Consider the following 24,754-nt stretch of genomic DNA (forward strand, 5'->3'; position numbering starts at 1 on the left):
ACATGTGTATTTAAAATTTAGAGCTTTATAGAGTTTTATTTCGTTGGATTTGCTTCTGAGGGAAAAAGTAGAAACTATTTGGTAATTAGAACTTAGGCTCTGTAATTATTATTTTCAAGTTATTTATAATTCAATAGGGAGCTTTTAGTGTTATTAAGGTGTGTCAATTCACTGGAATTTAGTAATTTTGCAAACTTTAATACGACAAAGATTAACTGATTGGTTGTAGATGAAAATTGACATTAATAAATTTTAATTTTCAGTGAATTGAAATATTTAATGTGAGAGCAAAATGGAAACATATGTTCTTAATTTTATAATTTATGTAATCAGCTAATTACTAAAATTTAAACGCGTGAAGTTTACAGAATATAAAGGATTGGATTTACCGAAAACAGCAGAAGAAGTTCTAAAGTTTTGGGAGGAACAGGCTATTTTTGAAAAAAGTATAACTAGCAGAGAAGGGAACGAACCTTTTGTGTTTTTTGAAGGACCTCCTTCTGCTAATGGATTGCCAGGTATTCACCATGTGATGGCTCGTGCGATTAAAGATATTTTTTGTCGTTATAAAACTCAAAAAGGATTTCAAGTAAAAAGAAAAGCTGGGTGGGATACACACGGACTTCCTGTAGAGCTTGGAGTTGAAAAAGAATTAGGGATTACCAAAGAAGATATCGGTACTAAAATATCGGTTGAAGAATATAACGAAGCTTGTAAAAAAGCGGTGATGCGCTACACGGATATCTGGAATGATATGACGCGCAAAATCGGGTATTGGGTAGATATGGAAGATCCATATATTACTTACAAACCAAAATATATGGAGAGCGTTTGGTGGCTACTTAAGCAAATCTATTCTAAAGATTTGATGTATAAAGGGTACACTATTCAGCCATATTCTCCAAAAGCAGGTACAGGATTAAGTTCACACGAAATTAATCAGCCTGGAGCATACCAAGATGTTACTGATACAACTATTGTAGCGCAGTTTAAAGCGAAAGATGAAACATTACCAGCGTTTTTAAAAGGCTTTGGGACTGTTCATTTCTTAGCTTGGACTACAACTCCATGGACACTTCCATCAAATACAGCTTTAACAGTTGGACCTAAAATAGATTATGTTTTGGTTAAAACTTTTAATCAATATACACATGAGCCTATTAATGTTGTAGTTGGGAAGCCGCTTCTTAAAAAGCAATTCTCAGGAAAATATTTTGAAGCTACTTCGGAAGAAGATTTTGCTAATTATAAAGCTGGAGATAAGAAAACACCATACAAAGTAATTGCTGAAGGTAAAGGTGCCGATATGGTTGGTGCAGAATATGAGCAATTATTAACATATGCATTACCTTATCAGAATCCAGAAAATGCTTTTAGAGTTATTTCTGGAGATTTTGTTACTACAGAAGATGGTACTGGTATTGTACATACAGCACCTACTTTTGGTGCAGATGATGCTAAGGTTGCAAAAGAGGCAACGCCAGAGATTCCTCCAATGTTGGTATTGGATGATAATGGTAATCCTGTTCCGTTGGTAGACTTGCAAGGGCGTTTTAGAGCGGAGCTTCCAGGAGTAGGAGGTAAATATGTGAAGAATGAATATTATGATGATGGAGAGGCGCCAGAGAAATCTGTAGATGTTGAGATTGCTATTAAATTAAAAGAAGAAAATAAAGCCTTTAAGGTTGAAAAGTATGTCCATAGTTATCCACATTGCTGGAGAACAGACAAGCCAGTATTATATTATCCTTTAGACTCTTGGTTTATAAAAGTAACCGATGTTAAGGATAAAATGTACGAATTAAACAAAACGATTAACTGGAAGCCAAAAGCAACTGGAGAAGGTCGTTTTGGGAATTGGTTACAGAATGCTAATGATTGGAATTTATCGCGTTCTCGTTTCTGGGGAATTCCATTACCAATATGGCGTACCGAAGATGGAAAAGAAGAAGTTGTTGTAGGTTCCATAGAAGAATTAAAAGCGGAAATGGCGAAAGCTGTAGAAGCGGGAGTTCTTGAAGCTGATATTTTTGCTGATTTTGAGGTGAATAATATGAGTGAGGAGAATTATGATAAAGTAGATCTTCATAAAAATGTAGTTGATAAAATTACATTAGTTTCTCCATCTGGAAAACCTATGAAGCGTGAAGCTGATCTGATAGATGTTTGGTTCGATTCTGGATCGATGCCTTATGCACAATGGCATTATCCTTTTGAAAACAAGGAGAAAATAGATGATAAAGAAGCTTATCCGGCAGATTATATTGCAGAAGGAGTAGATCAAACTAGAGGTTGGTTCTATACACTACATGCAATTGGTACAATGGTATTCGATTCTGTTGCATATAAGAATGTAGTTTCAAACGGACTAGTTTTAGATAAGAACGGACAGAAAATGTCTAAGCGTTTAGGGAATGCTGTAGATCCATTCGAGACATTGAATGAATATGGTCCAGATGCTACACGTTGGTATATGATTTCGAATGCAAACCCTTGGGATAATTTAAAATTTGATCTTGAAGGAATAGCTGAGGTACGTAGAAAGTTCTTCGGAACACTTTATAATACGTATTCTTTTTTCAGTTTATATGCTAATATCGATGGATTCACGTATGCGGAAGATGATATTCCGTTAGAAGAACGTCCAGAAATAGACCGTTGGATTCTTTCGGAGCTAAATACTTTAATTCAGAAAGTAGATCAAGCTTATGCGGAGTATGAACCAACACGTGCAGCCAGAGCAATTTCTGACTTTGTACAAGAGAACTTAAGTAACTGGTATGTGCGTTTATGTAGAAGACGTTTCTGGAAAGGTGACTATGAGCAAGATAAGATTTCTGCGTATCAAACGCTTTATACTTGTCTTCTTACAGTAGCTAAGTTGGGTGCGCCTATTGCTCCATTCTATATGGATCAATTATATAAAGACTTGGTAGCTACTACCAATAAAGAGAATTCCGAGAGTGTACACCTTGCAGATTTCCCAAAATTTGTAGAGAACTTTGTTAATAAGTTGTTGGAGCGTAAGATGGAGAAAGCACAAACGATCTCTTCTTTAGTACTTTCACTACGTAAGAAGGAGATGATTAAAGTGCGTCAACCGCTGCAAAGGGTTATGATTCCTATACTTGACGAAGCTCAAAGAGAAGAAATAAAAGGAATAGAAGAGCTTATAAAGTCGGAGGTTAATGTAAAAGAAATCGAGTTGATTGATGATGCTTCTGGGCTTTTAGTAAAGCAAATTAAGCCTAATTTTAAAGTTTTAGGGCCTCGTTTCGGGAAGGATATGAAGCTGATTGTCAACGAAGTATCTAAATTTGAGCAAGCTGAAATTCAGCGAATAGAAAAGGACGGAGAGATTTCTATTGAAATTAATGGAAAAAATGTTACTTTAGGTATCGATGAAGTAGAGATTTCATCGCAAGACATAGAGGGGTGGTTAGTAGCAAGTTCAGGCGCTATCACTGTAGCATTAGATGTAACTATAACTGATGATTTACGCAACGAAGGCGTAGCTCGAGAATTGGTAAATAGAATTCAAAACCTTCGTAAAGATTCTGGTTTTGAAGTAACAGACAAGATCGAAGTTAGGTTACAGAAAGATGGATTTGTAGAAAAAGCTGTACAGAATAATATAGATTATATTAAAGCAGAAACGCTGACTGCAGAGCTTAATTTCGAAGAAAATATTAATAATGGTACAGAAATTGCATTTGATGAGGTGAACACCAAATTAATCATTCAAAAACACTAGTACTATGGAAGCAGATATAAAAACGAGGTACTCAGATAAAGACCTAGCAGAGTTTAGGACTTTAATAGAAGGAAAAATGGAGAAAGCTTATCAGGATTTAGAACTTTTAAAGAGTTCTTATAAGAATGATGGGAATAATGGAACTGATGATACATCGCCTACTTTTAAAGCCTTTGAGGAAGGTTCTGAGACCATGAGTAGAGAAGCAAATACACAGCTTGCTTTACGTCAAGAGAAATTTATTCGTGACTTAAAAAATGCCTTAGTGCGTATTGAAAACAAAACGTATGGTGTTTGTAGAGTTACAGGAAAACTTATAAATAAAGAACGCTTGAAACTTGTTCCGCATGCTACTTTAAGTATAGAAGCGAAAAATTTACAAGCTTAATCTACAATGTTTATTTTTTTTAAAAAACGCTCTTTTTAAGGGCGTTTTTTGTTTACAGTAAATCGTACTTTGGTGAGGTTTTTTATAGTCTTTTTTTTGATAGTCAGTTTTTCTTTTGCCCAAAAAGCTGTGGATAAGGTGGTTTTTGCCGATGGTGTTTCTCTTGTAGATATTAATGCCGAAAATATATTTTCAGTAACTATAACTACACATACATCTGATGAGGTGTTCATAACAACTCTTATGGATGGGGAATATCAAAATGAATTTGTAAACACCGTAAAAGAAGATGGTACAACGCTTTATCTAGGAGTAGAGAATAGACCTTTGTTTGATAAACCAAATGATAAATTGAGCGCTCATAAAGTAGTTGCTATTTCTTTGAATATTGTAGTTCCTGAATATAAGGAGGTGCGAATTCATGGAAGTTATACAAAAATAGAAGCATCAGGTAAGTACGCGGTTATGGAAGCCACTACTGGAAATGAAACGATTGTTTTAGATAATATTTCAGGGAATCTTATTAAGGCAAGAACTAGAAAAGGTGCTATTATTGTTACTAGAGCCGCGGGTATTATAAAAGCAGTATCTAAGTATGGACAGATATATCAAGGAACTTTAAAAAATGGAATAACTAAGTTTGAGTTAAATTCTCTTAACGGAGATATTTACGTTAATAAAACAGAATAATATCCTTATTTTTACGGCCGTCCTAAAAAACACTTTTTTAAGTTGGAGGCAATTATTTAGAAAATCATGTCATTAAAGAAAGCAACATTTATAATTATATTGGTCTTACTAATAGATCAAATCTCAAAAATATACATTAAGACTAATTTTGTTTTAGGAGAACACGTAGAAGTTTTTAGTTGGTTTAAAATTCTATTTATAGAAAATGAAGGGGCAGCATGGGGAACAAAAATTAGTGATATTATTCCTGGTGTCTCCGATGAGGCAGGTAAATTATTTCTTACTGTTTTTAGATTGATAGCAATCTGCGGAATTGGTTACTGGTTGGTAGATAGTGTTAAGAAAAATTCGACGCCAACATTAATCTTAGCAGTTTCTTTAATTTTTGCAGGTGCTTTAGGGAATATTATAGATTCTGTTTTCTACGGATTAATATTTGATGATAGTTATGGTCATGTAGCTACACTTTTCTCTGATGAACCTTACGGGACTTTATTTCATGGTAAAGTGGTAGATATGCTTCATTTCCCTATGATAGATACAGTTCTTCCTGATTGGTTTCCTATTTGGGGAGGTAAAAACTTTAGATTCTTTGAACCCGTTTTTAATGTTGCAGATGCTGCAATTAGTATCGGGGTAGGTGTTCTGTTGATCTTTAACAAAAAAGCTTTCCCTAACGAAGGGAAATAGTGCTAAGGCTTGTTGATTTTTCCACTATAATTTTTGAATTATATTTCTTTTTTTATTGTCTATATATAGAAATTTTAACTTTATTTTTAGAATATATGCGTCAAAATGTATAATTTAATCTAAATTTTTATATATTTCGGGCAAAGGATAAACTTATGTGTCCTTAGCCGATATTGAAAAAAAGAAATAAACTTTTTTTAGACACTCTTTATTATGAATATGTGGATTCATTGTATAGTTATGGAATGAACATAAACAATGATTCTGATTTAGTTAAAGATACCATCCACGACTTATTTATTGATTTATATAAGTATAAAAAAAAACTACGGAAAGTCGAGAATATAGAATCATACCTTTTTACTTCCTTTAAACATAAACTTTATAAGGCGATTAAAGTAGAGACAAAAGTTATTAAAGTTTCTTTTAATACAAATGACCATGCTACGGATGTAGTTTCACAAGATCATAAAATTATTAATCTTGAACAGTATAATTACGATCTTGAAATGCTGTCTAATGCGATGCATAAACTTTCGGATAAACAACGTAAAGTAATTCAATTCAAGTTTCACCATGGTAAAGATTATCCTGAAATAGCTCATATAATGGGTATTTCTGTACCTTCTGCAAGAACACAAGTATACCGTGCGCTGAAAACATTAAAAGCTGGAATTAGTTAAAATTATTCTTTTTTCAAAAAAAGAGCATATAATCTGTCTATATATTAAAATTTAATGACTCTTATTATTAAAGGCTTCTGTTTCTGGAGGTTTTTTAATGAAAATGAGAATCGTGTTTTAATGAATAGATATAGAATTACACATGATGATAAAATGAAGCTTATGAATAGGATTAATGATTCTATTAATCAAATGAAGCTTCAGAAGAGAATCAGACAAAAGAGAATAATTTTCTCTGTTGCAGCAGCTGTGGTGTCTATATTCTTTGTGGGACATCTATTTTATAAGGATAATTCTTTTCAATCATCACCTTTAAAAAAAATCATTACTCAATATAGAGAAAGCGAATTATCTGAAGACGGGGAGGTTAAATTAATTATAGGAGGAGAAAAAGCGATTAGCCTTCAGCAAAAAAACTCAGAATTAATTTATTCTAATAATGGAGAGGAAGTTCTAGCAAATAATATTTTGGTACATAAATCTGATGTAAAGATCGAATCTAATATAAATGCCTTAATTGTTCCATATGGAAAGCGGTCTTTTGTTACTCTTTCTGACGGGACAAAAGTCTGGTTAAATTCTGGAACGAAACTGTCGTACCCCAGTGTTTTTAATGCCAAAAAGCGCGAAGTATATTTAGAAGGAGAGGCAATTTTTGATGTAGCTCATAATTCAGAGAAGCCGTTTTTTGTGCATACAAAGGAAAGTGAAATTAAAGTCCTTGGAACCATCTTTAATATTTCTAGTTATTCTGATGAACAATTTATTCAAACAGCCTTAAAATCTGGAAGCATAGAAGTTGTCTATAGAAAATCTAACATTCTAGGAACAAAAATTAAGAAGAAACTTTCTCCAGGAATGATTTCTCTTTTTGATAAGGATACTGAATCAGTAGAGATCAAAACTACTGATGTAGATAATGTTATGAGTTGGAGAGATGGAGTGTTAATTTTTAGGAATCAGCAATTAGAAGGCATTATAAAAAAATTAGCTAGGTATTATAATGTGCGTATTGAAATAAAAAACAAAGAAGAATTATCAAAGACATTCTCTGGTTCATTGCATATAAAGAAAACTATAGAAGAAGTAATGCAGGTGATAAAAGAGACTACAAGTATTGATTTTGAAATTAAAAATATGAACGAGCTAAACTAACTTTTAAACTAAACTATACGCCTATGAAATGAGAGCCGCTAAACAAAAAAGCCAGAAAATGTTCCCGCATTTTCTGGCGTGAAATTAATTAAACATTGAAGTGAACAACATTTAAAAATCTATTACAAAAATATGAATAAAAAGTACACACTAATCCTGTACAATGGATTAAATAAGTTCCTATGGGGTATGATAAAAACAATTGTTTTATGTATATGCTTCGGGTTAAATAGCTTGTATGCTATAAATACCTATTCTCAAACAAAAATGAATATTGATGTAGAAAATGTGTCAATAGAACATTTTTTTAAGGAGATACAAAAGAAGAGTGATTTTATTTTCTTTTATGAAGATAATGTAGTTAATAATATTTCAAAGATATCTTATCACGCTGAAGATAAGTTGATAAAAACAATTTTAGATGATGTGCTCAATGAAAATCGTCTTCATTTTAAAATGTTTGATAACCAAATAATAATAGCGAGAAGTACTAAGGTTATTATTCAGCAGTCTATCAGTGGAAATGTTACAGATCCAGATGGATTGCCAATGGCTGGTGTAAACGTCTTTATAGATGGAATTGCTAAAGGTGTAACTACAGATTTTGATGGTAATTACTCTATTACAGCAACTGAAGGGCAGACTTTGGTGTATAGTTATATTGGGATGAAAACTCAAAAACATACCGTAGGAAGTAATGATGTTATAAACGTTGCTTTAGAATATGATGTAGAAAGTTTAGAGGGAGTTGTAGTAACAGGATATCAAAATATTCAAAAGAAAGTCTTTACTGGTGCATCTCAAACATTAGAGGCAGAAGAGTTCAAGATAGATGGAGTTATTGATGTAGGGCGTATGTTAGAAGGTAGAGCTGCAGGGGTTAATGTCCAAAATGTTACAGGAACTTTTGGAGCTGCACCAAAAATTACGATCCGTGGGGGTTCTTCTATTTATGGAGATACAAAACCACTTTGGGTAGTAGATGGAGCAGTGCAAGAAGAAATTGTAAATCTTAGTTTTGCAGAGTTGGTGTCAGGAGATTCAGCAACATTGATTAGTTCAGCTATTTCGGGTATAAATGCTAATGATATAGCATCGATAGAAATTCTTAAAGATGCATCTGCATTATCATTATATGGAGCGCGAGCAATTAATGGAGCGGTTATTATTACTACCAAAAAAGGAGGTAGAAATCAGAAGAACACCATTACCTACCAAGGGGAATATACCGTGAGGAGTATTCCTGATTATTCTGATTATGATTTTTTGAATTCTCAAGAAACAATGGGTATTTACAAAGAGCTAGAGAATAAAGGGTTCTTAAATTTATCAAGAAATACACAGGGAAGATACGGTGGAGTTTATAATATTATGTATAGAAGTATAGATAATTATGACCCATCTATTGGAGGATATGCAGTAGAAAATACTCCTGAAGGAAGAAATAGGTTTTTACAGCAATACGAAATGGCAAATACAGATTGGTTTAAGACCCTTTTTAGAGGTAGTCCAACTCAAAACCATACGTTGAGTTTTTCAGGTGGTGGTGAAAATAGTGCTCAATATGCTTCTATAGGTTTTTATACAGATCCAGGATGGACAATTGCTGATAAAACAGATAGATTTACTGCTAACTTAAGAAACACCTATTATATTTCTGATGTTGTTACTGCTGGAATTTTACTTCAAGGATCTGTAAGAAATCAAGATGCTCCTGGTACATACGAAAGAGAGTCTAATACTGTAGATGGTGAATTTAGTAGAAACTTTGATATAAATCCATTTAGTTATGCTTTAAACACAAGCAGAACGTTACGACCAAGAGATAATAATGGAGATTTAGAATACTATAGATTTAATTGGGCGCCATTTAATATTATAAACGAGGTTAATAATAATAAAATTGATCTTCAGGTAATAGATATTAAGGCACAAGGTAATTTAGGAATTAAGATAAACGATAAGTTAGATTATAGTTTTTTAGGATCTCTTAGATATGCAAAAAGTAGTAGAGAACATAATATAACAGAAAACTCTAATGTTGCGGCAGCATATAGAGCAAATGAAACTACCGTTGTTGCGGATGAAAATGTTTTCTTATTTACAGACCCTAATAGCCCTAATTCACCTCCGCAAGTAGTATTACCGTATGGGGGGATTTTGAATTCAAGTGAAGATAATTTACAAAGTTTTTACTTCAGAAATGCATTGAATTACTCTAATAAATTTAATGACAAACATGATGTGGAGCTTTATTTGGGACAAGAATACAGATATACAAACAGAAGTAATGAATTCTTTTCGGGCTATGGGTATCAATATACTCGAGGAGGTATTCCTTTTACAGACTATAGAGTTATCCAAAATGCTTTAATTAACGATACAGATTACTTTGGTAAATCTGAAGATAGAGAAAGAGGAGTCGCTTTTTTTGGACAAGGAACATATGCCTTCGATGATAGATATGTAATTAGTGGAACAGCAAATTATGAAGGGTCTAATAAGTTAGGAAGATCAAGTAGTGCTAGATGGTTGCCAACATGGAATGTGAGTGGTAAATGGAATGCTTCTAATGAAGATTTTTTGAGAGATTCTAAAGTTATTTCAAACCTATCTTTTAGAGTTGGATATGGTTTGATTGCTGGTTTAGGAAGTGCAAGTAATGCTGTGGCAATTTTTGAGAATGATATTACAAATAGATTTAATACGGATGATCGTGAAAATGTAATTGATATTGATGAGCTTGAAAACAGCGATTTAACTTGGGAAAAAGTAAATGAATTTAATTTCGGAATGGACTTAGGCTTGTTTCGTAATCGAGTTACGCTAACAACAGATTTATACCAAAAGAAATCCTATGATTTAATAGATTTTGTTTCTACAACGGGTATTGGAGGTCAAACTATAAAGATAGCAAATAACGCAGATATGACAACAAAGGGTATTGAGATAAGTTTGCTTGCAAAAATCTTTGATAACCCTAATTTTAAATGGACTTCGACATTTAATTTTGCTTGGTTCGATCAAGAAATTACCAAATTACATAATGAACCGTCAGTGTTTGACTTGGTTAGAGATACAGGAGGGAATGTAGTAGGAAGACAACGTAATTCTCTTTATTCTTTTGACTTTACAGGATTAGATGAGCGTGGCTTGCCAATGTATAATTTTGGAGAAGATCAAAATCCAACAACAGATGTTGATTTTCAAGACACAGAAGATATCTCGGATTATCTAAAGTATGAAGGACCAATAGATCCAAATATTACAGGAGGTTTTTCAAACACTTTTACATATAAAAATTGGGATTTAAGCGCATTAATAACAATGCAGGCAGGTAACAAAGTAAGATTGTCACCCATATATAGCTCAGAATATAATGATTTAGATGTCTTTACTACGGATTTTAGAAATAGATGGTTAGTCCCTGGAGACGAAAATGTTACTAATATTCCTGTAATTGTAGATACAAGAACTATAGATAGCTATAATTCTAGAGATTTATCTCGTGCTTATAATGCTTATAATTACTCAACAGAGAGAGTTGTTGATGGTTCTTTTGTTAGAATGAAAAATATTGCTTTAGGATATTCATTCCCGAAGAACTTAACAAATAAATTATCGATGTCTAATTTTAAATTAAGATTTCAGGTAACAAATCCATTTTTAATTTATTCTGATAAAGATTTAAATGGTCAAGATCCAGAATTCTTTAGAGCTGGTGGTGTTGCTTATCCAATAAGCAGGCAATATACTTTTACATTAAACGTAGGATTCTAAAAAAGGAGAAAGATGAAAAGAAATATTAAAATATATACACTATTACTGATAAGTGTGTTTGTACTGTCTAGCTGTAATGAATTTTTAGATGAAGTGCCAGATAATAGAACAGAGATAGATTCTGCTGATAAAATTGGAGAATTGCTAGTGGGTGCATACCCAGAGGCGTCATATTTTATGATTGCAGAAAGTATGAGCGATAATGCAATAGATTTAGGTTCAGCCAATACTACAGATGTAGATGTTAATACAATCATGTACAATTGGGAAGATACAAACCTTGACACAAGAGATACACCTACTTTTTATTGGAATGCATGCTATGCTGCAATAGCTCAAGCAAACCAAGCGCTAAAGGCAATTGAAGAATTAGAAGGAGGGAATGATTTAAGTGCTTATAGAGGTGAAGCATTATTAGCTAGAGCTTACGCACATTTTATGCTTGTAAATTTATGGGGAAAAGCTTATGATTCAAACACAGCAGCTACAGATCTAGGAGTTCCATATGTTTTGGAGCCTGAAGTTGAGGTTTTACAGGATTATGAGCGGAATACAGTTGAGGAGGTTTACGAATTGATCGAAGCTGATTTGTTAGAAGGACTGCCTTTAATTACAAATGATTATTTTGAAGCAAAATTTCACTTTACCCAAGATGCGGCAAATACATTCGCTTCTAGATTCTATTTGTTTAAAGGCGAATGGGATAAGGTGGTAACGTATGCTTCGAAAGCACTTTCTGCAAATCCAGCAGATAACATTAGAGATTGGAACTTCTATAGGGCACTTACTTACGATGAAACAAGAATAAGACATCAAGCTAGTGTTGAGCCTACTAACTTGCTTATTGTTGGGGCGAGTTCTTTGTATGCGAGACAATATGCATTAGGGAGATATGGGTTGAGTTCAGCGCATAGAGGAGAAATTTTCACTACTGATACACCTCTAAATAAATCATGGGCGTACAGGGTGTTTAATTTTTCGTCAACTAGATATTTTGTTCCTAAGTATAACGAGTATTTTAGATATACCAATTTAAGTGAAGGGATAGGGTTTCCGTATGCTATGAATGTACTTATAACCTATGATGAAGCTTTGCTTAATAGAATTGAAGCTAATGTTATGCTAGGAAATACTGTGGAGGTTACAAACGACATAAATGCATACATTTCTAAAAAGACACAGGATTATGATGCTACAACTGATTTGCTAACCTATAATGATATAGATACATATTATCAAGATTTTGTAGTAGACGGAGAATTTGATCCTTTTTATGAAATAGGAACAGATAAGCTGCCTTTAATGAAGTTTGTATCTAAAAGCAGACAAAGAGAGTTTTTTCATGAAGGGATAAGATGGTTAGACATCAAGCGTCTAGGAGTGGAAGTAGTACATCCAGATTTTGATGGGAATGAAGAGATCTTAACTAAAGAAGACCCTAGAAGGCAATTACAGATTCCTATAATAGCACAGAGTTTAGGAATTGAAGCAAACCCAAGATAATTAATCCAACTAAAAATAAAATAGATGAAATTAAATAATATAATATATAGTTTTTTCTTGATGCTTTTATTTAGTGCTTGTGATTCAGAAAAATCATTAGAAGAAAGCATCTTAGATACGTCTCAACCAGCTCTGTCAGAATTGGATGTTTGGTTGAGAGATAGTTATATTTCTCCTTATAATATAGAAGTATTATATGAGTGGGACGATAACCAAGTAACACAATCTAGATACTTATATCCACCAACAGAGGAAAATGTAAAACCATTAATGGAGCAGATATTAGATATTTGGATCAATTCTTACTCTGAGGTTGGAGGTGATGATTTTGTAAAGGAAATAGCGCCAAGACAAATTGTATTAGTAGGAGGGTATAATGTTAATCCTAGTGGAACCATAACGCTTGGACTTGCGGAATCTGGAAATAAAATTACACTTTTCCGTGTGGACGATCTTGATTTCTCTGATTTGGAGCAAACAAGAAGGTTCTTTAAAACTATTCAACATGAGTATTGCCATATTTTAAACCAAAATAAAGTTTTCAGTGAAAGCTTTGGTGATATAACACCCTCTGGTTACGATGGTGACTGGCACTTAACATCAACAGAGGATGCGAGAGAAGAAGGTTTTATAACTAATTATGCTAAATCTAGAGATTCAGAAGATTTTGCAGAAATGACATCAGTAATGCTTACCAATTCTAAAGAAGAATACGAGGCTATCATTGCAAGTATTGAAAGCGAAACAGCTGTAGCAGATTTAAGAGCAAAGGAAGCTATCGTAGCAGATTATTTTTTGAAAGAATGGGCAATAGATATATATGAGCTTCAAGCTATAAACTACAATAAATTAATAGCGTTAACTCAAAATTAATTAAAACATTATGAAAAAAATATTAAAATATAGAATAGCTGTTAGTGCAGTTTTTTTCGCGCTGTTTTTAATTACTTCATGTAATAATGACGAAGGCGCAGAAGATTTATTCACTGAAAATGCTGTGGAGCGTTTAGATGAACGTTCGGAAGAACTAAATAATTTGTTGATAAGTGCCGAAAATGGATGGAAAATGTATTATTTCACTGATAGTGAAGAGTTTGGAGGGTTTACTCTTTTAATGGACTTTAGAGAGGATGGTACCGTTTTAATGACTTCAGATACAGATGATGAAATACAAACTAGTGAAAGTAGGTATGATATCAAATTAGGAAATACAACCAAATTGTCTTTTACTACCAAAAATGATATTCACAACCTTGTTGATTCTTACTATCCAGTTGAGCTTAGAGGAGAAGGTTATAAAGGTAGTGGAGAGTTTTATTATATAGAAACAACCGAGACGGGAAATATTGCTTTTAGCTCAGTAAGATTTCAAGAAGGCGAATATATTGTTTTTGAAAAGGCCACTGCAGAAGATTGGGATTCTACCATAGAAGAGAGTATAGCTATGGAAGAAAATTTATTACCAGGTCCTGAAGATTCTGTATTTACATTAATTGAAGTTGATAATGGTTCTAGTGTTGAAAAATATCCTTTTGTTTTTGATGAATTACGAAGGTATATGAATTTTTCAGGAATTGATAGTGACGGTAAGGTTGTAGATAATTCTTTTGGAATTTTGTATACTCCAGACGGATTAACAGTTTATCCGAAGTTAGAGTTTGATGGAGTAGAGTTTGATAGCTTTAATTTTGATGAAGAGCAAGGTGTTTTTATTGCTGAAGAGGGTGGCATTACTGTAACTATACAATATGCAGATGCGCCAGCAGTAATAAGCGATGAGGTTAATGAGATTGGAACCGTTAATTATGAAACGTATGGATTTAATTTTGGTTGGGGAACAAGTTCTTTAACATCTAAAGGGTTTTTAAATTTAATAGATGAAGTTAATGAAAACCTTGGTCAATATGAATTCGAAAGATTTAACATCTATGCGGAAGTAGACGAAGATGGTTATGTACTAGTTGGTTTCACAATTTCAGGATATTTTGCTGGGTATTATTTCCTGCCTGAAATAAAAGATGGTAAATACGTTTTAACATATCAAGACGTAGCAGATGATAATGGACGATTTTTTGAAGAAGGTCTTCAGCCATTTTTAGATTTAATTGGTAGTGAAGAAGGGTGGTATTATGATAAATTAGGTTCTTTCACAACAGATACAAGAAACTTTTCTAATACTTCTGCAACTTTTACTAGCGTAGAAGATCCAAGTGTTAGATTCTATGGATTGTGGTATTAAAAATTAAGATTGTATAATATTTTCAAAGCAACTTTTATTCATTTAAAAGTTGCTTTTTTTTATACTAGAAGCTGTAAATGTCATTTGGAGTTACGCAGTAATCTAATGAGATGTCATGCTGAGAAATGTCCTCAATACTTTCTTCAGGAGGGAAAAAGGAAAGCCCTATTTTAATAACTTCATTGTTGCAAGACGCAAGGAATCGATCATAAAATCCTTTGCCGTATCCAATTCTATTCCCTTTTTTATCATACGCTAGTAACGGTATAAAAACAACATCTATCTTTTTATTAGGCACTTCAATACCGTCTTCAGGTTCAGGAATCCCATATTTATTTACTTTAACAGCAGTATTATCGGTAAGTAAAAAATTGGTTAGCGTTCCTTCTTTAAAATTACTTTTTGAGATAATTACTTCTTTGTCTTTTCCTTGAAGAATGCTAAGGATAAAGGAAGTGTCTATCTCCTTCTGAGAGGCAATACTTAGGAAAATATGGTAATAATTCTTTTCCCAAATTTTAAGCCTTAAAAGTTGGTTTGCAATAGCGATGCTATAATCTTCTATGTCGCTTTGCAAAAGAGCATCACGTTTTTTTTTATATTCTATACGAAGCTCATTTTTATTCATTCTTATCAAACTTTTTCAAACATCTCTTCTAATTCCCCTAAAGATATTGGTTTTACCCAATAATCAGAAACTTCTTCGAATTCTTTGGCGCGTTCTATGTCTTCTTGATTAATAGAAGAACTCACCACATATAGTGTAATTGGATGTTCTAGATCACATTTAATTTTTACAAATTCATCTAAAAATTGCCATCCATCCATAACAGGCATATTAAGATCCAAGAGGATTACCTGAGGGACTTTATCTTTTGTAGGTTGTTCAAAAATATCTTTGAAATAAGAGAAAGCTTCTTGACCGTTTTCAAACACTAAAAACTCTTTACAAAGCTTTTTGATGTCTAATAAACGAGATAGCATTTTCACATAGAGTTTATCGTCATCGATTATGCAGGCTAGGTCTATTTTGTGGGTCATTTATATATTGTTAGGGATCAAGTTATAATAAAATAGCTGCTAAATATAGTTTTTTTTTAATACTTCAGTCTGTAAAAAAATAACAGAGGTAGGTATTTGAATGAAATAGTTATTTTAGGCTAAATTATATCGTATTTTTACTGTGGATTAAATAAAGCTTTCTGCCAAATGTGTTTTATTTTAGATTAAATTATCTTTGTTAGAAATTGCGATTAATACATGAGTAATACTCCGATAGAAATTCAATTACAAACCTTACCCGATAATCCTGGGGTCTACCAATTTTATAATAAAGATGGTAAAATTATATATGTTGGTAAGGCAAAGAATTTAAAAAAACGAGTTTCTTCTTATTTTCATAAAAATCATGATTCTGGTAAAACTAGAGTACTTGTAAAAAAGATTGATACTATAAAGCATGTTGTTGTGGCTACAGAAACAGATGCATTGCTTTTAGAAAACAACCTTATAAAAAAATATAAGCCGAGATATAATGTATTATTAAAAGATGATAAAACATATCCTTGGATCTGTATAAAAAATGAACGTTTTCCTAGAGTTTTTCCAACGCGTAATTTAATTAAAGACGGATCAGAGTATTTTGGACCCTATACAAGTATGAAAACAGTACGAACGCTGTTGGATTTAATAAAAGGACTGTATCCTTTAAGAACTTGTAGTTACGATCTTGCAAAAGAAAAAATCGATGCAGGGAAGTATAAGGTTTGCTTAGAATATCATTTGGGTAATTGTAAAGGGCCTTGTGAGGGGTATCAATCGTACCAAGATTATGATAGCCAGATAAAGGCTATTAGAGAAATTCTAAAAGGGAATTTTAAGGATTCGCTTTCTGAGTTTAAAACTCAGATGAAAGAATTGGCGGAAGATATGCTTTTTGAGGAGGCTCAGAAAGTAAAAGAAAAAATCGATGTTTTAGAAAATTATCAGGCTAAATCTACTATTGTAAATCCTAAGATAAGTAATGTAGATGTGTTTTCTATTGTTACTGATGATAGCTTTGGGTATGTTAATTTCTTACAGCTTTCCTATGGTTCTATTATCCGAGCACATACTATAGAAATTAAGAAAAAATTAGAAGAGACAGATAAAGAACTGCTAGAATTGGCTGTTACGGAATTGCGAACACGTTTTAATTCGCAGTCAGAAGAAATTTATGTCCCTTTTTCAATAAAAGTACCAGGAAAAATTAAGGTGACTATTCCAAAATTAGGGGATAAAAAACGTATTTTAGAACTGTCGGAGAGAAATGCTAAGTATTACCGTCAAGAACGTTTTAAGCAAATAAAGATAATCGATCCAGATAGGCATGTAAAACGTATAATGGGACAGATGAAGCAAGATTTACGTCTTTCAGAAGAACCAAGGCATATAGAGTGTTTTGATAATTCTAATATTCAAGGGACAAATCCTGTGGCTGCTTGCGTTGTTTTTAAAGACGGTAAGCCTAGTAAAAAAGAATATCGCCATTTTAATATTAAAACGGTAACAGGACCAGATGATTTTGCTTCTATGGAGGAAGTAGTTTTTAGACGCTATAAGCGACTTCTAGAAGAGGAGGAGCCCTTGCCGCAGTTAATTGTTATTGATGGAGGAAAAGGACAACTTTCTTCAGCATTAAAAAGTTTAGATGTATTGGGTTTAAGAGGGAAGATTGCAATTATTGGGATTGCAAAACGTTTAGAAGAAATCTATTACCCTGGAGATTCTATTCCGATGTATTTAGATAAGAAGTCTGAGACATTGAAGATTATTCAGCATTTAAGAAATGAAGCACATAGATTTGGAATTACATTCCATAGAAATAAAAGAAGTAAAGCAGCTATTAACTCAGAGTTGGAGAATATAGAGGGAGTTGGAGAGAAAACAGCAAGCGATTTATTAAAGCAGTTTAAGTCTGTAAAGCGGGTAAAAGAGGCTCCATTAGAACAGATTGCAGCTGTAGTAGGAAATGCAAAGGCTAAAAAAATATATCAAACTTTTCATAAAAATTAGAAACGTGTTGGCAAAGAAATATTTATTATTATTTACACTCCTATTTTCATTTTTAGGCTTCTCTCAAGAGGTTCAAAATAAAGACCCAAAAGTAGGATTGGTTTTAAGTGGAGGAGGTGCCAAAGGGTTAGCTCATATTGGAGCTTTACAGGCGATGGAAGAGGCTGGTGTTCGTGTAGATTATATTGGAGGAACCAGTATGGGAGCAATCGTTGGTGCGTTATATGCTGCTGGATATTCTCCAAAGCAACTAGATTCTATTTTTCAAGAGATTAATTTTGACGTGTTATTACAGGATAAAATTCCACGTTCTGCAATGTCTTTTTATGAAAAGAATAGCTATGAAAAATATGCAGTTTCCTTGCCATTTAATAAGTTTAAATTATCACTTCCGAGTTCATTGTCTAAAGGGCAAAGCTTATATAATTTATTATCCAAGCTTCTTTTTAATGTAAATGAAATAGAAGATTTTAACGACCTGCCAATTCCCTTTTTCTGTATCGCTACTGATGTAGAAACGGGGGCTCAAGTGAAATTGAATAAAGGATATCTGCCTAGAGCATTGGCTGCAAGTGCTGCGATTCCCTCTTTTTTTGAGCCCGTAATGAATGACGGAAGTGTTTTGGTAGATGGTGGAGTGATTAATAATTACCCTGTGGATGAAGTGCTAGAAATGGGTGCTGATATTATTATTGGGGTAGACGTTCAAGATTCTTTAGCAACTCGAGATGAACTTCAGTCTGCTACAGATATTTTAGTACAGATTAATTATTACAACACTATAAATGCTATGGAGGAGAAGTTAAAAAAGACAGACCTTCATATAAAACCAAATATTAAACCTTTTAGTGTGCTTTCCTTTGGAAAAGGGAGAGATATTATTGAAAGTGGATATGTTGCTGCGAGTGATAAATCATCAACCTTAGATAGTATTGCGAGCCTGCAAAAGCAAAAACCCATTAAGAGATATCCTGGGAAAATTGTTGATAGTTTTTTAATTGACAAATTATCTTTTGAAGGAAATGATAAGTACACTCGAGCTTATTTAAAGGGGAAGTTACGATATAGAACGGAAGAGTATATAGATTTTGATAAAATAGATCAAGGAATGAGCAATCTTGCTGCTACAAATAATTTTAATAGCGTAAGGTATGAGCTTAGACCAAATAAGGAAGGTTATATGCTTACGGTTCCTATAATAGAGCGCCATACAGATATGTTTCTGAAATTTGGCGTTCATTATGATGGTTTGTACAAAACAGCAGCTTTGGTTAACATCACAAAAAAACATCTCTTTTTTGATGATGATAATGTTTACTTTGATTTTATAGTTGGTGATTTCCTTCGATATAATTTTGAATATTATTTAGATAAAGGATTCTATTGGAGTTACGGGATTAAATCTAGGTTTAATACATTTTCTAAGGATGTAGAGTTCGATTTTATAAATCAAGGGCAATTGCAAGATGCCCCCGATTTAAATAAATTGGATATAAAAATGTCGGATTTTACAAATCAGATATATATGCAAACTGTTTGGAAAGAGGAGTTTACTTTTGGAGTTGGATTAGAGCATAAGTTGTTGAAAATTGAAACAGAAACATTGGTTGATGATAATGGAAAGGAAGTGTATTTAGAGGATGAGAACTATTTTAGCGTTTATAGCTTCTTGAAATTTGATTCTTTAAATGATAAATACTTTCCTTCTAAAGGTTTTTTCTTTGACGGTGATTTTCACGCGTATTTACTTTCTTCAAATAAACGAGATGATTTTAGTGAGTTTTCGATTGCAAAGGCAAAAATGGGGTTTGCAACACCTTTATATAGGAGTTTGTCACTTAGTGCTTTTACAGAAGGTGGATTTAAATTTGGAGATCCCAATATTCAATCTTTAGATTTTATTTTTGGAGGTTTTGGGAATAATTTCATTAATAATATTACTCCCTTTTTAGGTTATGATTATCTTAGTTTTGGTGGAGACAGTTATGTAATGGCTACTTTCACTGCAGATTGGGAGTTTGCAAAGCAAAACCATGTAAATATAACAGCTAATATTGCAAATGCAGGGGATGATATTTTTGAGGAAGGTACTTGGTTTTCTTTACCTGATTATACAGGATACGCTTTAGGTTATGGTTATGAGTCTATTATTGGGCCTCTCCAAGGAAAAGTTCATTGGTCTCCAGAGGTAAACGAGGCGCTTTTTACGATTAGTATTGGGTTCTGGTTTTAAATACGTATAGTTTTTAAGAGTTTCTTAATGGAAATCTCCGTAAATTATTGCGATATTTGTTTAATTCAAACGTTTTCGTTATGCCTTTTTATCATAAACTCGGTAACATACCACATAAGAGACACACTATTTTTAAAAAGCCAGATGGTAGCTTGTATTATGAGCAATTATTTGGAACTATCGGTTTTGATGGAATGTCCTCAAACTTGTATCATGTACACCGCCCAACGCAAGTAAAAGAAATAAAATCTAAGATAAATGTAGCTCCAAAGGTTGCTGTCTCTAACAATATACAATCGTATCGTTTTCATGGATTCAAAATAAAACCTGAAAATGATTACTTAAAAAGTAGAAAATCAGTTTTAACAAACTCCGATTGTACAATTCAATTAGCAGCCCCTAAAAAGTCATCAGAAGATTACTTTTATAAGAATGCAGATGCAGATGAACTTATTTTTATCCATAAAGGGAATGGGAAGCTGAGAACTCATCTAGGAAATTTAGATTTCTCTTATGGAGATTATTTAGTCGTACCAAGAGGGACTATTTATAAAATGGATTTTGAAACAGAAGACAATAGACTTTTTATTGTAGAATCCCGAAGTCCAATATACACACCCAAACGATATAGAAACTGGTTTGGACAATTATTAGAGCATTCTCCATTTTGCGAACGAGATATTCGTAGACCTTACGAATTAGAAACTAATGATGAGAAGGGAGACTTCTTAATTAAAATAAAGAAGCAAGATGAGATTTTCGATATGGTCTATGCAACACATCCTTTTGATGTAGTTGGTTACGATGGTTTTAATTATCCTTATGCGTTGAGTATTCATGATTTTGAGCCAATAACAGGTAGAATTCATCAACCACCACCAGTACATCAAACTTTCGAAACAGACACTTTTGTTGTTTGTAGTTTTGTTCCTAGACTTTATGATTATCATCCAGAGAGTATACCAGCTCCTTATAATCATAGTAATATAGATTCTGATGAAGTTTTGTATTATGTAGATGGCGATTTTATGAGTAGAAATGATATAGAAAAAGGACATATTTCGTTACATCCAGCAGGAATACCTCACGGTCCTCATCCTGGAGCAGCAGAGCGAAGTATTGGAAAAACTGAAACAGAAGAATTAGCTGTAATGGTAGACACCTTTAAGCCGCTTATGCTTACAGAAGAAGCTATTGAGATTTCAGACGATTCGTATTATAAGTCTTGGTTAGAAAATTAATATTTAAAGAATATGTTGAATTATAGAGTTGATATAACAGCTCATTTAAGAGCAATGTGGTAGGTATTTGTTATTCTTAGAAATTAACTTATCGCTTATTCATATTCAAAATAATAATTATAAAAAAATAAAATGTCACAAGATACAACATCACTAAAATTAAATAAGGAAGTAGCAGAAGCTGAAGATTTTTTACCGCTTTTAGGCACTGATTACGTTGAACTTTATGTTGGGAACGCCAAACAAGCAGCGCATTATTACCAAGCAGCATGGGGTTTTCAGCCAGTAGCCTATGCTGGACTAGAAACTGGTAGAAAGGATAGTGTTTCATATGTGTTAGAACAAGATAAAATAAGAATCGTTTTAACGTCTCCTTTACAAGAAGGGGGAGCAATAAATAGGCATATTGAAAAACATGGCGATGGAGTAAAAGTAGTTGCACTTTGGGTGGATGACGCTAAGAAGAGTTATGAGGAAACCACAAAAAGAGGTGCAGAAAGTTATATGGAGCCTAAGACTATTGAAGATGAGAATGGAAAAGTAGTACTTTCAGGAATCCATACATACGGAGAAACCGTTCATGTATTTGTTGAACGCTCAGCATACAACGGAGCTTTTATGCCAGGTTTTAAAGAATGGAATCCAGAATATAAGCCAGCAACTGTAGGTCTTAAATTTATTGACCATATGGTTGGGAATGTAGGTTGGAATGAAATGACTAAATGGTGTGAGTTCTACGCTAAAGTAATGGGGTTTGCACAATTGGTTTCTTTTGATGATAAAGATATATCTACAGATTATACCGCTCTTATGAGTAAGGTAATGAGTAATGGTAACGGTAGAATAAAGTTCCCTATAAATGAACCTGCGGAGGGAAAGAAAAAATCGCAGATCGAGGAGTATATAGATTTTTATAATGGTGCTGGAGTGCAACACATAGCCTTGGCAACAGATAATATTATTAAAACTGTTAAGGAGCTAAAATCTCGAGGAGTGGAATTTTTAAATGTTCCTGAAACATATTATGACACAGTTTTAGATAGAGTAGGGAAAATAGACGAAGATTTGCAACCGCTTAAAGAACTTGGGATTCTTATAGATAGAGATGATGAGGGTTATTTACTGCAATTATTTACTAAGCCGATTTTAGATAGACCGACAATGTTTTTTGAAATTATTCAGCGTAAAGGGGCTAAATCCTTTGGAAAGGGTAACTTTAAAGCACTTTTTGAAGCTATAGAGAGAGAACAGGAAATGCGAGGAACGCTATAAAATAGCGATTTTATTATTAAATTGATAAATAGAAACTGAACAATTTATATTCTTAATGTTAAAAAAGTTAAACTTATTTATTATGCTTGCATAATATATGTTTTGTATTAACTTTGCTCTCGCAATAGGGGTGGTGCCCTATGCAGACTTTAAGTAAAGTTTTCATAATTTAAAGTTTTGGTTGGTTAATGAAAAAAACTCGGCTTCGGTCGAGTTTTTTGCGTTTATAAACTTTTGGAATAATAATTGTTAATTGTATTGATAAAGAATTATAATGTAATTCATTTTATTATTTTTACACAATTAACTCTGACTATGAAGAAGATAATCTTAGCGATAACAATATTTTGGCTTTCAGCTTTTGTGAATCAAAATGAGACAAAAGAGCAAAAAGCTTTTCAAGACGGAGAATGGTTTAAGTTTAGAATCCACTACGGAATCTTCAATGCTAGTTATGCTACACTACAAGTTAAAGATGAATATCTAAATGGGAAAGAAGTTTACCATGTAACAGGAATTGGTAAAACTACAGGATTAGCTAGCTTATTTTTTGAAGTTAATGACGATTACCAAAGTTATTTTGATAAAACTACTGGTCAGCCTTATAAATTTATTCGAAAAATAGATGAAGGAGGGCATACCAAAGATTTAGAAATAAACTTTGATTATAAAGCAAAAAAAGCAACTTTAAAAGATCATAAACACGATACAGAAGAGTATTTTGATATAGACAAAGGGGTTCAAGACCTTATTTCTGGATTTTATTTTCTTAGAGATCGCGTAGATAGAACTACCGTAGCAGCTGGAGATGAGTTCGTGTCCGATATGTTGTTTGATGATGATGGGATATTTAAATTTAAACTTAAGTATTTAGGGAGAGAGGTTTTAAATACAAAATTCGGTAAAGTGAAATGTTTGAAATTCAGACCCTATGTGCAATCCGGACGTATTTTTAAAGAAGAAGAAAGTTTGACTTTATGGGTGTCTGACGATGAGAATAAAATACCAATACGAATAAAGGCAGATATCCTTGTAGGTTCAATAAAAGCAGATTTAGAAGAATTTAAAGGATTGAAGCATCAGTTTAAAATTCAAATGAATTAATGGCAATTAAACCAGAAATTGAAGCTCAAATTAAAGAGCTTGAAGAAAAGTATAAAAATTCAGGACAAGATCTTAGTGCGTATTTAGACGGTCTGCTTTATGAAAAGTATCTTACATATTGGGATTATATCCATTTAGATACATTGTTAAGTCTGCAGATTCCACGTACACATTTTCCTGATGAAGAAATTTTTATCACTTATCATCAAATTACAGAGTTGTATTTTAAGCTTATTATTCATGAGCAAAAGCAGATCATAGATCATAAGTTGAATGATGCAGCTTTTATGATTACCAAAATCGGGAGGATTAATAATTATTATAAAATTTTAATCAATTCTTTCAGTGTTATGATTAATGGGATGGACAGAGCTCAGTTTCTAAAATATAGAATGGCGCTTCTTCCAGCCAGTGGGTTTCAATCTGCTCAATTTAGAATGATAGAGATTTATTGTACTCCTTTTTATAATTTATTGCCTGAAAATGCAAAATCAGAATATACACCAGAAAGTAGTCTAGAAGATCTTTTTGAAAATATTTATTGGAAAAGAGGAGCTGTAGATACTAAAACACAAGAAAAAACGCTTACATTAAAGCAGTTTGAATACCGTTATACTCCAAGGTTTATGCGAATAGCCAAAGAGGTAGAAGGAATGACGATTTATGAAAAGTATTTAAACTTTCCAAAAGAGGTAAAAGAGAATCCTTTATTGATTAAAGCGATGAAAGAGCTAGATGTAAATGCAAATGTAAATTGGAACTTGATGCATATGGGCGTAGCTTATAAGCATTTAAGTAAAGATAAGCAGACAATTGATGCTACTGGAGGCACCAATTGGAAAGATTATTTACCTCCAAGTTTTCAGAAAATCATCTTTTTTCCCGAAATTTGGAGCGATTCAGAAAGAGCCGACTGGGGAAAACAGTGGGTGGAGCATATGTTAAACCCTCAAACAAATTAGTAGTAA

The 24,754-nt window shown here is 32.9% G+C and carries 18 protein-coding genes; 16 read left to right on the forward strand and 2 right to left on the reverse strand.

Annotated features, from left to right (window positions below; translation table 11 throughout):
• The first annotated feature begins 355 nt into the window (after positions 1-355).
• The 10 genes from ileS to JM658_RS03320 all read left to right on the forward strand — a co-directional run bounded on the left by ileS (position 356) and on the right by JM658_RS03320 (position 14,882).
• Positions 356-3,754, forward strand: coding sequence for an isoleucine--tRNA ligase (gene ileS, locus JM658_RS03275; RefSeq protein ID WP_236957797.1), 3,399 nt, complete (start codon positions 356-358; stop codon positions 3,752-3,754).
• Positions 3,755-3,758: 4 nt separating this feature from the next.
• Positions 3,759-4,142 (forward strand): TraR/DksA family transcriptional regulator, encoded by a 384-nt coding sequence (locus JM658_RS03280; protein WP_236957798.1) that lies wholly within the window; start codon positions 3,759-3,761, stop codon positions 4,140-4,142.
• A 96-nt stretch (positions 4,143-4,238) separates the two neighbouring features.
• Positions 4,239-4,832: a DUF4097 family beta strand repeat-containing protein gene (locus tag JM658_RS03285; RefSeq protein ID WP_236957799.1), complete on the forward strand. Its 594-nt coding sequence runs from the start codon at positions 4,239-4,241 to the stop codon at positions 4,830-4,832.
• Positions 4,833-4,898: 66 nt separating this feature from the next.
• On the forward strand, positions 4,899-5,522 hold the full coding sequence (locus tag JM658_RS03290) for a lipoprotein signal peptidase (RefSeq protein ID WP_236957800.1): 624 nt from the start codon (positions 4,899-4,901) through the stop codon (positions 5,520-5,522).
• Positions 5,523-5,695: 173 nt separating this feature from the next.
• On the forward strand, positions 5,696-6,205 hold the full coding sequence (locus JM658_RS03295; protein WP_262911727.1) for an RNA polymerase sigma factor: 510 nt from the start codon (positions 5,696-5,698) through the stop codon (positions 6,203-6,205).
• A 54-nt stretch (positions 6,206-6,259) separates the two neighbouring features.
• On the forward strand, positions 6,260-7,360 hold the full coding sequence (locus JM658_RS03300; RefSeq protein ID WP_236957802.1) for a FecR family protein: 1,101 nt from the start codon (positions 6,260-6,262) through the stop codon (positions 7,358-7,360).
• 456 nt (positions 7,361-7,816) lie between these two features.
• A complete protein-coding gene (locus JM658_RS03305) occupies positions 7,817-11,140 on the forward strand; it encodes a SusC/RagA family TonB-linked outer membrane protein (RefSeq protein WP_236958061.1) in 3,324 nt (1,107 codons plus the stop codon).
• A gap of 12 nt (positions 11,141-11,152) precedes the next feature.
• A complete protein-coding gene (locus JM658_RS03310; RefSeq protein ID WP_236957803.1) occupies positions 11,153-12,643 on the forward strand; it encodes a RagB/SusD family nutrient uptake outer membrane protein in 1,491 nt (496 codons plus the stop codon).
• A 24-nt stretch (positions 12,644-12,667) separates the two neighbouring features.
• Positions 12,668-13,516: a zinc-binding metallopeptidase gene (locus tag JM658_RS03315; protein ID WP_236957804.1), complete on the forward strand. Its 849-nt coding sequence runs from the start codon at positions 12,668-12,670 to the stop codon at positions 13,514-13,516.
• Positions 13,517-13,526: 10 nt separating this feature from the next.
• Positions 13,527-14,882 carry a DUF4302 domain-containing protein gene (locus JM658_RS03320; protein WP_236957805.1) on the forward strand — a complete coding sequence of 452 codons (1,356 nt, stop codon included), beginning with the start codon at positions 13,527-13,529 and terminating at the stop codon, positions 14,880-14,882.
• Positions 14,883-14,946: 64 nt separating this feature from the next.
• On the opposite strand, the gene JM658_RS03325 is transcribed toward JM658_RS03320, so the two are convergent.
• Together JM658_RS03325 and JM658_RS03330 are read right to left on the reverse strand one after the other, a co-directional pair.
• Positions 14,947-15,510 (reverse strand): 5-formyltetrahydrofolate cyclo-ligase, encoded by a 564-nt coding sequence (locus JM658_RS03325; RefSeq protein WP_236957806.1) that lies wholly within the window; start codon positions 15,508-15,510, stop codon positions 14,947-14,949.
• 5 nt (positions 15,511-15,515) lie between these two features.
• Entirely contained in the window at positions 15,516-15,923 is a 408-nt protein-coding gene (locus JM658_RS03330) for a response regulator (protein ID WP_236957807.1), read from the reverse strand.
• A gap of 219 nt (positions 15,924-16,142) precedes the next feature.
• Here JM658_RS03330 and uvrC point away from each other — a divergent pair, with 219 nt between their 5' ends.
• From uvrC to JM658_RS03360, 6 genes are all read left to right on the forward strand, one after another.
• On the forward strand, positions 16,143-17,936 hold the full coding sequence (gene uvrC / locus JM658_RS03335; protein WP_236957808.1) for an excinuclease ABC subunit UvrC: 1,794 nt from the start codon (positions 16,143-16,145) through the stop codon (positions 17,934-17,936).
• Between the two features lie 4 nt (positions 17,937-17,940).
• On the forward strand, positions 17,941-20,169 hold the full coding sequence (locus JM658_RS03340) for a patatin-like phospholipase family protein (protein WP_394800458.1): 2,229 nt from the start codon (positions 17,941-17,943) through the stop codon (positions 20,167-20,169).
• 80 nt (positions 20,170-20,249) lie between these two features.
• The gene (locus JM658_RS03345; RefSeq protein ID WP_236957810.1) at positions 20,250-21,410 is read left to right on the forward strand and encodes a homogentisate 1,2-dioxygenase; all 1,161 of its coding nucleotides are present in this window, start codon (positions 20,250-20,252) and stop codon (positions 21,408-21,410) included.
• Positions 21,411-21,542: 132 nt separating this feature from the next.
• On the forward strand, positions 21,543-22,682 hold the full coding sequence (hppD, locus tag JM658_RS03350) for a 4-hydroxyphenylpyruvate dioxygenase (RefSeq protein ID WP_236957811.1): 1,140 nt from the start codon (positions 21,543-21,545) through the stop codon (positions 22,680-22,682).
• A gap of 315 nt (positions 22,683-22,997) precedes the next feature.
• Positions 22,998-23,786 carry a DUF3108 domain-containing protein gene (locus JM658_RS03355; RefSeq protein WP_236957812.1) on the forward strand — a complete coding sequence of 263 codons (789 nt, stop codon included), beginning with the start codon at positions 22,998-23,000 and terminating at the stop codon, positions 23,784-23,786.
• Entirely contained in the window at positions 23,786-24,748 is a 963-nt protein-coding gene (locus tag JM658_RS03360; RefSeq protein WP_236957813.1) for a tryptophan 2,3-dioxygenase family protein, read from the forward strand. Before JM658_RS03355 ends, JM658_RS03360 begins: the two co-directional genes overlap by 1 nt.
• The last annotated feature ends 6 nt before the right edge of the window (positions 24,749-24,754 follow it).

The organism is Joostella atrarenae, from assembly GCF_021764745.1.
Taxonomy (GTDB): domain Bacteria; phylum Bacteroidota; class Bacteroidia; order Flavobacteriales; family Flavobacteriaceae; genus Galbibacter; species Galbibacter atrarenae.

Excerpts from the sequence above, each read along its gene's own strand:
- JM658_RS03280 (WP_236957798.1), top strand. The coding sequence starts at position 3,759 with ATGGAAGCAGATATAAAAACGAGGTACTCAGATAAAGACCTAGCAGAG.
- JM658_RS03290 (WP_236957800.1), top strand. The coding sequence starts at position 4,899 with ATGTCATTAAAGAAAGCAACATTTATAATTATATTGGTCTTACTAATA.
- JM658_RS03300 (WP_236957802.1), top strand. The coding sequence starts at position 6,260 with ATGACTCTTATTATTAAAGGCTTCTGTTTCTGGAGGTTTTTTAATGAA.
- JM658_RS03305 (WP_236958061.1), top strand. The coding sequence starts at position 7,817 with ATGTTTGATAACCAAATAATAATAGCGAGAAGTACTAAGGTTATTATT.
- JM658_RS03310 (WP_236957803.1), top strand. The coding sequence starts at position 11,153 with ATGAAAAGAAATATTAAAATATATACACTATTACTGATAAGTGTGTTT.
- JM658_RS03315 (WP_236957804.1), top strand. The coding sequence starts at position 12,668 with ATGAAATTAAATAATATAATATATAGTTTTTTCTTGATGCTTTTATTT.
- JM658_RS03320 (WP_236957805.1), top strand. The coding sequence starts at position 13,527 with ATGAAAAAAATATTAAAATATAGAATAGCTGTTAGTGCAGTTTTTTTC.
- JM658_RS03325 (WP_236957806.1), bottom strand. The coding sequence starts at position 15,510 with ATGAATAAAAATGAGCTTCGTATAGAATATAAAAAAAAACGTGATGCT.
- JM658_RS03330 (WP_236957807.1), bottom strand. The coding sequence starts at position 15,923 with ATGACCCACAAAATAGACCTAGCCTGCATAATCGATGACGATAAACTC.
- uvrC (WP_236957808.1), top strand. The coding sequence starts at position 16,143 with ATGAGTAATACTCCGATAGAAATTCAATTACAAACCTTACCCGATAAT.
- JM658_RS03345 (WP_236957810.1), top strand. The coding sequence starts at position 20,250 with ATGCCTTTTTATCATAAACTCGGTAACATACCACATAAGAGACACACT.
- hppD (WP_236957811.1), top strand. The coding sequence starts at position 21,543 with ATGTCACAAGATACAACATCACTAAAATTAAATAAGGAAGTAGCAGAA.
- JM658_RS03355 (WP_236957812.1), top strand. The coding sequence starts at position 22,998 with ATGAAGAAGATAATCTTAGCGATAACAATATTTTGGCTTTCAGCTTTT.
- JM658_RS03360 (WP_236957813.1), top strand. The coding sequence starts at position 23,786 with ATGGCAATTAAACCAGAAATTGAAGCTCAAATTAAAGAGCTTGAAGAA.